The sequence below is a fragment of the Breznakibacter xylanolyticus genome, from assembly GCF_003254275.1.
GTDB classification, from domain to species: Bacteria; Bacteroidota; Bacteroidia; order Bacteroidales; family Marinilabiliaceae; genus Breznakibacter; species Breznakibacter xylanolyticus.
In genome coordinates this window covers 22080-32536 of record NZ_QKZK01000037.1, presented here as the reverse complement: position 1 = coordinate 32536, position 10457 = coordinate 22080, and the positions used below count along the sequence as shown (strand labels likewise).

The following is a 10457-nucleotide window of genomic DNA, read 5'->3' as shown; positions in this document are numbered from 1 at the left end:
CGCATGTCACATCCGGAAGCCTTGTGACCATTTGATGGGGCGATGGGTAAATCCAATCTGCCAAGATTGATAAATGCCATTTCGGAATCGCTGGCGCGAAACGCTCTTTGCGGTGATCTGGATCTCTTGATCCAATAGCGTAATTTGTGTGCCGTGATGCCAATCTGAGCAGCGTAACGGGCAACACTCATCCCACTCTCCTGCTGGTGGGATACGTGAGCAAGCATTTGTTGTGCAAGTGAGGTTCTTTGTGTCATGTCGTTTTTTGACACCAAAGATAGGGGGACGGATTATGTGCTAATAGATGGGGTTGGTGGGGGGGATACCGTTATTCAACCCAACGCTGAAAACCGTTTAAATTTCAGTATCGAAGGGTTCGGTATAATTGCCAGTGTGGGTAATGCCAATTTAAAATATGTTGATACATATATTGGCGTATCTCGCAAAGCATGGCATGGACGTGCCCTAGTGGTAATCAGGAGCACTCGAGAAACGGGAGTTATTAAGCTAACTGTAAGCTCACCGGGCTTACCGGATGAGCATATAACCATTAATTCGATACAAGCGAAATCGCCGAATTAATCTGCCAGCACATTCTCGATTCCCCATTTTTCCAGTTCGCCAATAACTGGCGATAAACTTTTGCCCAAATCGGTGAGCGAATATTCCACCCTGGGCGGTATTTCTTTGAATTGTTCCCGCACAATCAATCCGTCAGATTCCAGCTCTTTGAGTTGCTCGGTAAGTACTTTGCGCGAAATTTCGGGAATGCGAACCGCTATTTCGCCAAAGCGTTTTGTACCGTGGGTAAGTGTGTATAATATAATGGTTTTCCACCTTCCTCCTATCAATTGCAGCGTGGCTGTTACAGGGCATTTCGTTTTGTAGTTCAATTTTGACACGATGGTTACATTTGGGTGACTACTATTTTCATGGTTACCAAAAGGTAACCTGTTTCGCATATAAACTATTAATAGTTACTTTACGTAACAAAAGTAATAGAAAACACGACAACTAGAAAACAACTTAATAGAAAGGAAAATAAATAATGAAAATTGGAGTAACAGGTGCGACAGGTCAATTAGGCCGGTTAGTTGTACAAAGTTTGAAAGACAAAGTTGCAGCAGATAACATTGTTGCATTGGTGAGAACCCCCGAAAAGGCAACCGAGTTGGGCGTTGACGTTTGCGCATTCGACTACTCGCAAACAGAAAATTTGGTTGCCTCGCTGCAGGGAATTGATAAACTGTTGCTTATCTCGGGCAATGAAATCGGTCAACGCCTACCCCAACACAAAGCAGTGATTGCCGCAGCCAAACAAGCGGGCGTTCAGCATATTGTGTACACCAGCATCCTTCATGCCGACAATTCGCCGCTTTCGTTGGCCATTGAGCATTTGGGAACCGAGGCGGTTCTCAAAGAATCAGGAATGACTTACACAATTCTTCGAAATGGTTGGTACACCGAAAATTATACAGGTTCGGCAAAGGGTGCCATTGGTGCCGGAGCATTTATCGGAAACGCCGGAGACGGGAAAATATCATCGGCAGCCCGTGCTGATTATGCCGAAGCGGCGGCTGTGGTATTGGCAAGTACTGGCCACGAAGGCAAAACCTACGAGCTGGCAGGCGATGAAGTTTATACACTTGCCGAGTTGGCAGCTGAAATTTCGAGCCAGAGCGGTAAAAACATTCCTTACAACAACCTGACAGAAACGCAATATGCGGATATATTGAAGAGTTTTGGACTTCCTGACGGGTTGGCTCAGATGTTGGCGGACTCTGACACGGGTGCTTCCAAAGGTGGATTGTTTGACAATTCGCGCACACTCTCAACGCTGATTGGCCGCCCAACAACGCCGTTGGCCAAAGTGGTGGCCGATGCATTGGTATAATGGCTCTGTTCTGATTTGTGTAGGTTATCATAAGTATCAATTCGCACAAGCCATTTTTTTGTGCCCTCAAACCGGGCGGGCTCTTACTTTTTGGCTACAGCCCCAAAAAGTAAGCAAAAAAGGCCGCCGCTGACGTAAAATGTCTAAAAATCATAGGCCTTCGCTAAAATCTGCGAACTCGCAAGCTCAAACAGCGCATATTTTTTTTATGCTCAGGCCTATGATTTTTTAACGCCATTTTCCGAAGGCGGCTTAGTTACCTTTTGTTGATTTCGTGCTTTCATCTTTTGTTTACCCACAATATTCGACATAGAGCCAAAATTTTCAATCCCCAGTCATTTACTCAGCCCGTTCACTCCGCCTCTTCAAATCAACCGCCTTTACTTCATCACCCCAATTTCGCGCAACCACCGTTCCACCAGCGGCTTTGCCTCTTTCACCGAGCTGCCGCGGATAGGGAGCCCCTTTAGGAATGTTGCCTTCGGGCAAAGCTTTTTCATGTCGGCTTCGCTGCGCCCCATGCGCGAACCTTCGTGGGTGATGAACGGCACAATGGTTTTGCCCGAAAAGTCATGGCTGGTCAAGAAAGTAGCCACTGGCGGCGCAAACGTGTTCCACCAATTAGGCGAGCCCACAAATATCACATCGTATTGGTCAATGCCCTGGAGGTTGTTTTTGAGGGGTGGTTTGTAGTCGGCATTAATCTCTTTTTTAGCCTGTTCAATCAACGCTTGGTAGTCGGTGGTGTAGTCGCGTGACGGAACCAGTTCGAATAGGTCAGCACCGGTGAGTTGTTGTATTTGCGTGGCTATTTCTTTGGTGTTTTTTGTGTGCGAAAAGTACACCACCAGAATTTTGTTGCCCGAAGTGTTGTTTTGGGCTTGCATTTTAAGCCCGAACGGAATTAAGATGGCCATTGTCAATAAGATAATTTTAGCATTCATGCTCTTTGGGTTTACAACTCCTCCACGCGGGATGCAGGGAGGAGCTTTGGGTTTTACTTCGCATTTTCCAACACCCCGGTAATCATGTCGCGGGTGTAAAGCGCCTCGGCACCCCACAATTTGGCCACGGCCTGCAGCTTGTCCGTCAGCATGGGGATGTCGGTTTCGGGAATGTTTCCCTCTTTTAAGGTCACTGGCGCGCCTATTTTCGAGTACCACGTTTTTAAGGCGTCAATGCCCGCATCGGCGCCATTTACACCGAACATGATTTTTGCAAACCGCTCGAAACGTTGGGGTTGGTGCTGCTTTTGCCATTTCATCCATGCCGGCATGATGATTGACAAACCCGCGCCATGGGCAATGTTGTACTCGGCCGACAGGGTGTGCTCCAAAAAGTGGGTGTCGAAACGGTTGTTCTCCACGCCGCAAAAGGTGGTGAAGTTGAGCGCCTGCGTGGCGGCCCAGGCAAATTCGGCGCGTGCGTTGTAATCAGTGGAATCAGCCAGCAGTAACTCTGTGGTGCGCATCACCGTTTTCAGGATATTCTCCACGTATCCGGCCATGTATTCAGGCAGGTAGGTGGCCGACAGGTACATGTCGAGGCTATGGGCGAAGATGTCGGAGGCCGAATAGGCCAGATAGTCGTTGGCAACAGTCGCTTGCAGTTCGGGGTTGATGACCGACACGGTGGGGTATGTGGTTGGCCCGGCCAGGCTCAGCTTTTCACGAGTCATTTCGTTGGTCACCACGCCGTAGTTGTTCATCTCGCTGCCGGTGGCGGCCAGGGTCATGATGTCGAAAATCTTTAACGCCTGTTTGGGAAACCCTTTGCCAATAAAGAAGTCCCACACATCGCCGTCGTATTTGGCTCCGGCGGCAATGGCCTTCGACGAATCGAGCACCGAGCCGCCGCCCACGGCCAGCACGGCATCCACGCCCCTGGTTTTGGCAATTTCGATACCTTCGTAAACTTTGCTTAGTAAGGGATTGCTCACCACGCCGCCCAGGGTTTCGTAAGCAATGCTGTTTTCGACCAGCGAATTGACCACCGAATGGAACAGCCCGTTTTGCTTAATCCTGTCGGATCCGTAAACAATCAGCGCCTTTTTCACGCCATATTCGGCCATGTACTGGCCAATCAATTTTTCTTTGCCCTGCCCAAACTCAATGCGGGTGGGGTTGTGATAAGTAAATGCTCTCATTTTATGTCGGTATTTAAATGTTACATTGGGAAATAAATCCACATTGCAAACATCGGGGTAAAAAACCGACCGGACTTTACCCGTATTACGGGTTTAACTACCCATATTACTGGTTCGCAAAAACACCATCAACGCTTTACGGTGGAAGTATGGTTTTAGGATGACATCTGTCATCACAAAAGGATGCCGACTCAATACCGGATGATCAAAAGGAAATCAATAAATTTGGGCTTGTGTAAAATAGCCCTGCCAAATTGCCTCCTTACAGACCAATGATGACCAACAATTTATTCGATACCCTTTTTTCGAACGCAGAATGCAAGGCTCACCTTCAGGAGCGATGTATTGAAACGGAAGTTGCTGTAAAAACAGTGCTATTGCGCGAAGGCGATATCGCCAAAAGCATTTATGTGGTTAAGAAAGGGTGCCTTCGCGAATGGTTCAATAAGGATGGAAAGGACATCACTTTTCAATTCTTTTTTGAGGGGCAACCAGTGGCATCAATCGACAGTTTCATGAACCAAAAGCCAAGCCTTTTCACCATCGAAAGCGTAGAACCATCAACAGTGATAGAGATAAAAAAGGCTGACTTCGAGTTCGTTTTGTCAGCCTCACCTGAATTCGAAGCTGGATTTCATGATTTTATTTTTCAGCGATTCAGTAATTACGGGCAGTTGTTTATGTCGCGCATCAAAGACACGCCCCGGGAACGATACGAGGACTTGGTCATACACCATCCCGAAATCATCCAAAGGGTGCCACAGCATTATATTGCATCTTTTTTGGGTATAACGCCTATTTCGCTCAGCCGAATCAGAAACCGGAAAAAAAGCTGATTTCTTTACAATTGTTATCTTTTTAAATGCCGATGGGGATGTTTATTTGCCGATAAAAACATCAGCCATGAAACGAGCATCATCCACCCTTACCAAACACATCGCGCTCAATCCCCATCGTTGTAAAGCATGTTGGCAATGCCAGCATGTCTGCCCACATCGTGTTTTGACCAAAATCAACATCCTTTGGCACAAGCACGCCCGCATTGTCAATGCCCAATTATGTGTAGGCTGCTTCAAATGCGTCAAGGTTTGTCAATCACAAGCCATCACCCAAATTGACCGCCCTCACCATAGACGGGGTGATGTTTCTTAACAATTGTTATCGTTCCACAATGTGAGATGGCAGACCTTTGCAATGCAATCATTCAAGGACACCATCCTGAAACGAACCAAGAGCAACGTTGCTCACACAGGAGAATCGCAGATCGGCGAAGCCAATGATTATTGGCGAGCCTGCCTGTCGGCAGACAGGTTCCATCTGACAAAAAAAATCAAAGTATAAACAGATGAAAAACACAACCTTTGCATTAACCATCAACCTCGCATTGTTGATTTCAGGGGCGTTGGCCATTTTTTCGGGACTATTGCTTCAATTGGCTTTCCACATTGGCAGTCATGCAGATTTTCTAATTGACAAAATTGTAATGGGTGCAAGTTATCACGCATGGTCAACCATCCATAAGGGTTCAAGTGTCTTGCTATCATTGGTCATGATTTTTCACTTTTACCTGCATTGGCCATGGTATCGGACTGTTGTCAAAAAAAGGCTGTTTTCAAGAAACAGACAGGTACTGACGCTTACCGTGCTTTTTAGTGTGGTTGCGGTCACCGGATTTGTGCCTTGGATTGTTAAATGGCAACACGGTAGCCCACTCATTCGTCATGCCTGGGTGGAGGTACACGACAAACTGGCCATCGTGCTTGCCATTTACATCATTCTCCATGCAGTCAAACGGTTGAAATGGTTTAACACTGCCATGGGAAAGCTAAAAACGAAACCAGTTTCTTAGCCATACCAACGATATATCTTTCGCCAATTATTCACGGTAAATCAATACGAATCATTCTTCGGAACGAGCAAGGCTCATGCGTGGTTATTCCAAATCAGTTCTCTCTACCCAATCTTCACCGAAGTCATGGTCAACGAACCGGCCACGGGTTGGTCGTTAAAAATGGCTACCTCGTCTTTTTTGTCCTGTAATGCCAAGGCATAAAGCAGGGGCAAATAATGGTCGGGCGTCGGGATGGCCATGTCAAAGGCTTTGCCTTGTTTACGAAAGTCAATGAGCGCTTTATGGTTGCCATTGCCAATGAATTCCTTCATTTTATTATTGGCCTCAATGGCCCAGTCGAAGCCAAAGTTCTCGTTCAACTTTTGCCAGTGCACCATGCCCAGGTTGTGCACCAGGTTGCCACTACCCACAATCAAAATGCCTTTGTGCCGCAATTGGGAAAGCTCTTTGGCCAGTTCGTAATGCTGTTGTGGGGTTTTTAAATAGTCGAGGCTCAACTGTATCACCGGAATGTTTGCTTTGGGATACATGTGCCTGATAACCGTCCATGCACCATGGTCGAGGCCCCACTTTTCATCGAGCACTACCTCGGTGCTTTTGGCCAAGCCCTTCACATCGTTTGCCAACTGTGGATGGCCGGGAGCAGGATACTGAATGTCGTACAGTGCTTTGGGAAACCCGCCAAAATCGTGAATAGTCTTGGGTTGTTCCATGGCCGTAACCTGCGATCCCTTGGTTTCCCAGTGAGCCGACACCACAATGATGGCTTTTGGCGTTTCAATCTGCGATGAGACATTGCGGAACCCGCGCACAAACTCATTTTCCTCAATGGCGTTCATGGGACTGCCATGCCCCAAAAAAAGCACTGGCATTTTGGGCGTGTTGCCCAATGGTTGGTCAAATAGTTTCATAGCGGTCAGTTTTGAGCCAATAGCCAATCCGAATGTGGCGGATAGCACCGACTTTAAAAAAGTACTTCTGTCCATTGTTGCATTTGTTTCTCACATAACAAAAATAGATGAAACCATGCCCCCGCACACTTAACCTATGGTAAGAAATAGGGTTGCCTTCGGACGAGGCGTTTATTTCTGCCTTCTGATGCGGCTCAGGCTTTCGGGTGTGATGCCCAGGTACGATGCAATGTAAACCAATGGTACGCGCTGAAACACTTCGGGATGCTCCTGAATCATGTCGTTGTAGCGGTCTATGGCCGTTTTCCACATGGTGGCGTTGAGGCGGTTCAGCGCATTCACATAGGCTTTTTGGAACAGGATGCGGAAATACCTTTCGAGCCGGGGCACCTCAACCAGCAGTTGCTCCATGCGCTCGTGTGTAATGCAAAGCAAGTGCGAATCTTCAAGCGTTTCGATGTGATATTTCGACGGTTTTTGGGAAAAGAAACTCTCCAGGTCGCTGATCCAGTTGTTGTCCATCCGAATTTGGTATATGTGCTCGGTACCTTTCGTGTCAATGTAGTATGAACGCAAACAACCCTTTGTGATAAAATACAGATGGCTGCAAACCTGCCCCGCCACCAGCATCTCATTCTTTTTTTTGATGACCACCGACTCAAATACCGACATGATGATGGCTTCTTCGGCCTCAGTAAGGTCGGTCCATTTTTTAAAATAGTAGAGAAGCTTGTTGGGTTCGCTCATTTTCAGGACTTCATTCCATACAAATATAAGCCATCGTGTGATTTATTCTCAACGCCATGTTACTGTAATTTCAGAAATCCTCAAGCTGGTTCCGCCAATGGCCAACCGGATACGGTCAGATGTGACGATTTACCCCGATTACGGTTTCTCCTACCCAAATCACCGTTTTGCAATTTCGTCCTCACCACCCTGCAAATAGTTGCTTAAATTTGTCATAAAGATGAAGGACAAGTATTCGGTGTTAAAACGAAAGCATCCTATATAAATTATAGACTTGATTCTTGCATCTTGATACCTACATACTCCAATAAGAAACGTCAAAAATGGCCGACATCACCCGCATCAACACCGTGACCGAGTACAACCATTTGGTGGGACAGGAAACGCTTCACCCGCTGGTGAGCGTGATCGATTTTGCCAAGACCGAGCCTTTTTGCTTTTTCAGGCGGCAATTGGGCTTGTATGCCATCTTTTTAAAGGAGTCGATGTGCGGCAACATGACCTATGGGGGCGGCACCTACGACTACGAGGAGGGCACCATGGTATTCATTGCCCCCGGCCAGGTGTACGGCGTTGAGAGCCCAACACCACAAAAGGGCATCGGGCAGGCGCTCGTTTTCCACCCCGACCTGGTTCACGGCACTGCCTTGGGGCGCAACCTGAAGGAATACACCTTTTTCTCGTACGAGGTGAACGAGGCGTTGCACCTCTCCTTGCGCGAAAGAGCCATCATCAACGACTGCTTCGATAAAATCAGCTTCGAACTGCAACACGCCATCGATGCGCACAGCAAAACGCTCATCGTGTCGTACATCGAGCTGTTGCTCAACTATTGCAAGCGCTTTTACGACCGGCAGTTCATCACCCGCAACCCGGTGAACAAGGATTTGCTGGCGCGTTTCGAAAAGGTGGTGGACGATTATTTCGCCTCATCCCAGGCCATCGACATGGGGCTGCCATCGGTGCGTTACTGTGCCGACAAGCTCTTTATCTCGGCCAACTACCTGGGCGATTTACTAAAAAGAGAGACCGGCAAGTCGGCACAGGAACACATTCAGCTAAAAATGATTGAAGCGGCTAAAGAAAAAATGTACATTCCCGGCAAATCCATCAGCGAAGTGGCCTACGAATTGGGCTTTAAGCACCCGCAACATTTCACCCGCATGTTCAAGAAAAACACGGGCCTTTCGCCCAACGAATTCAGGCACATGAATTGAGCACCGGAGATTTTTCATCAACTACTGCATTTCTACCATATAAATCACTTGAGTTATCTGACTCTTATTTGAACACGGGGTATAGCTTCATCAGAATTACATAACAAATCGAAATAAAACTCTGTGGCCATCCTTTCTCATTCCCCCCAATACCTAAAATCCCGAAACGTCACATCGCCATCGCCAATGGCCGCCAACCCAATGCGCATGCCCATGAAACCGCCCAGCACGTTATGGTGGAATCCCGACACCTCCAACGAATTTTCGGTTTTCTCCCATTTTTGGCCATCGGTGCTGTAATACATATCCACCACCTGACCTGTTTTTTTGATGCGCAACCACACGTGGCGGTCAATTTGGTTGGCTTGAGTCACAAACTGCCAGCCGCGTATGTTGGTGAGGATGTTTTGGCTATCGGCCAAAATGCCCGATGCGGCTTGCTGGTTGTAGAACAGAACCAAACCACCCATTGCATTGTCGGCAATTTGCAACTCCACCTGCGCGGTGTACGAATGGTTGACGGGCATGCAGAGCAACGGTGAACAGTCGGCCACCGAACCGCCTTGCCCTTTGATGGTGATGCCGCTGCCGCACATCTCGAAACGCGCGGGGTTGTATTCGCCAAAGAATTTCCAATGGGGACTGAGCGATGCGCCGGTGAAGGCATCATTGAGAGAGAAAGGCTCTGCGGTGGATGCGGAAAGTGACGCCGCCACCGTTTTTTCGAGCGAGGCCGATGCGGGGATTTTGTACCAGCCATCGGCCGTCCATTCCACGGGCAGCATGAGCGTTTGGCGACCCATGTTGTAATGGCCGTTTTCGTAGCCGTGCAACACCATCCACCAGTTACCGGCGGCATCATCGAGCACGGTGCCATGACCTACCGAACACCACCTTTCCGATGCATCTTTGGTGCGGATGATGGGATTGTGGGGCGAGTTCTCCCAAGGGCCAAGGGGTGATTTGGATCGTGCCGAAATCACCATGTGCCCCGTTGCAGGACCGGCGGTTCCCCCTTGGGCCACGGTGAGGTAGTAATAGTCGCCGCGCTTCATCAGCTTGGGGCCTTCCATGCAAAAGCACTCAATTTGCCAGTCGCGAGGGATGGGCCAACCATCGTAGGCATGGCGCAGCTCGCCCGTCACGCTCAGCCCGTCGGGGCTCAGGGGCACGTAACCACCATTGCTGAAATAGAGGTAACAGTTGCCCTGCTCGTCGGCCACGTGGCCGGGGTCGATGTTGCCCACCTTAAGGTCAATGGGATCGCTCCAGGGCCCTTCCATCTTGTCGGCCCACACCACATAGTTGGTGTTGCTCACCGGAAAGTAAATGAAGTATTTGCTGTTGTGCTTCACCAAATCGGGCGCCCACACCGAGCCCACGTATTGGTGCAGTGCATTGGCAATGGGTTTCCAATTCACCATGTCGGTGGAGTGCCAAATGGTGAGGCCGGGATAATACTCGAACGATGAATGCACGATGTAATAATCGTTTCCATCGCGCAGCATGCTCGGGTCGGGGTAATCGCCCGCGAACAGGGGATTGATGAAGGATGCTTGTCCTTGGGTGCTTTGAGGTTGTTGACACCCCAACAGAACACCCAACGTGAGAAGAGTGTAAATGAATTTCATGTGTCTATAATTTGTTTTTCAATGGCCATAAGGAACTCGCCAATAGTCATACTCCTGTG

The 10457-nt window shown here is 48.4% G+C and carries 13 protein-coding genes; 6 read left to right on the top strand and 7 right to left on the bottom strand.

The genetic code is table 11. The features are described from left to right. The coding region (gene tnpA, locus LX69_RS18035; protein ID WP_221621385.1) for an IS66 family insertion sequence element accessory protein TnpA at positions 1–257 on the bottom strand (257 nt) is incomplete at its 3' end. On the opposite strand from tnpA, the gene LX69_RS18415 reads away from it, so the two are divergent. Further along, positions 256–582: a hypothetical protein gene (locus tag LX69_RS18415; RefSeq protein ID WP_111446883.1), complete on the top strand. Its 327-nt coding sequence runs from the start codon at positions 256–258 to the stop codon at positions 580–582. The genes tnpA and LX69_RS18415 overlap by 2 nt on opposite strands. On the opposite strand, the gene LX69_RS15105 is transcribed toward LX69_RS18415, so the two are convergent. Beyond that, the gene (locus LX69_RS15105) at positions 579–902 is read right to left on the bottom strand and encodes a winged helix-turn-helix transcriptional regulator (RefSeq protein ID WP_111446882.1); all 324 of its coding nucleotides are present in this window, start codon (positions 900–902) and stop codon (positions 579–581) included. The two genes, LX69_RS18415 and LX69_RS15105, sit on opposite strands and share 4 nt — an antisense overlap. Before the next feature lie 146 nt (positions 903–1048). On the opposite strand from LX69_RS15105, the gene LX69_RS15100 reads away from it, so the two are divergent. Continuing rightward, a complete protein-coding gene (locus tag LX69_RS15100; protein WP_111446881.1) occupies positions 1049–1894 on the top strand; it encodes an SDR family oxidoreductase in 846 nt (281 codons plus the stop codon). 380 nt (positions 1895–2274) lie between these two features. Here LX69_RS15100 and LX69_RS15095 read toward each other — a convergent pair whose 3' ends face one another. Next, the gene (locus LX69_RS15095; RefSeq protein WP_111446880.1) at positions 2275–2838 is read right to left on the bottom strand and encodes a flavodoxin; all 564 of its coding nucleotides are present in this window, start codon (positions 2836–2838) and stop codon (positions 2275–2277) included. Positions 2839–2891: 53 nt separating this feature from the next. Continuing rightward, the gene (locus LX69_RS15090; RefSeq protein WP_111446879.1) at positions 2892–4040 is read right to left on the bottom strand and encodes an iron-containing alcohol dehydrogenase; all 1149 of its coding nucleotides are present in this window, start codon (positions 4038–4040) and stop codon (positions 2892–2894) included. A gap of 275 nt (positions 4041–4315) precedes the next feature. Here LX69_RS15090 and LX69_RS15085 point away from each other — a divergent pair, with 275 nt between their 5' ends. From LX69_RS15085 to LX69_RS15075, 3 genes are all read left to right on the top strand, one after another. After that, complete coding sequence (locus tag LX69_RS15085; RefSeq protein WP_111446885.1) at positions 4316–4876, top strand: Crp/Fnr family transcriptional regulator; 561 nt, start codon at positions 4316–4318, stop codon at positions 4874–4876. A 67-nt stretch (positions 4877–4943) separates the two neighbouring features. Further along, positions 4944–5192 (top strand): 4Fe-4S dicluster domain-containing protein, encoded by a 249-nt coding sequence (locus LX69_RS18410; RefSeq protein WP_111446878.1) that lies wholly within the window; start codon positions 4944–4946, stop codon positions 5190–5192. A gap of 193 nt (positions 5193–5385) precedes the next feature. Beyond that, positions 5386–5889: a DUF4405 domain-containing protein gene (locus tag LX69_RS15075; RefSeq protein ID WP_111446877.1), complete on the top strand. Its 504-nt coding sequence runs from the start codon at positions 5386–5388 to the stop codon at positions 5887–5889. A 104-nt stretch (positions 5890–5993) separates the two neighbouring features. Here LX69_RS15075 and ygiD read toward each other — a convergent pair whose 3' ends face one another. Beyond that, complete coding sequence (gene ygiD, locus LX69_RS15070) at positions 5994–6803, bottom strand: 4,5-DOPA-extradiol-dioxygenase (protein ID WP_221621384.1); 810 nt, start codon at positions 6801–6803, stop codon at positions 5994–5996. A 171-nt stretch (positions 6804–6974) separates the two neighbouring features. Beyond that, positions 6975–7550, bottom strand: a complete 576-nt coding sequence (locus LX69_RS15065) for a Crp/Fnr family transcriptional regulator (protein WP_111446875.1) — start codon at positions 7548–7550, stop codon at positions 6975–6977. A gap of 323 nt (positions 7551–7873) precedes the next feature. Here LX69_RS15065 and LX69_RS15060 point away from each other — a divergent pair, with 323 nt between their 5' ends. After that, positions 7874–8767, top strand: coding sequence for a helix-turn-helix domain-containing protein (locus LX69_RS15060; protein ID WP_111446874.1), 894 nt, complete (start codon positions 7874–7876; stop codon positions 8765–8767). 137 nt (positions 8768–8904) lie between these two features. Here the strand turns inward: LX69_RS15060 and LX69_RS15055 are convergent, their stop codons facing one another. After that, the gene (locus LX69_RS15055) at positions 8905–10398 is read right to left on the bottom strand and encodes a family 43 glycosylhydrolase (RefSeq protein ID WP_111446873.1); all 1494 of its coding nucleotides are present in this window, start codon (positions 10396–10398) and stop codon (positions 8905–8907) included. Positions 10399–10457: the final 59 nt, after the last annotated feature.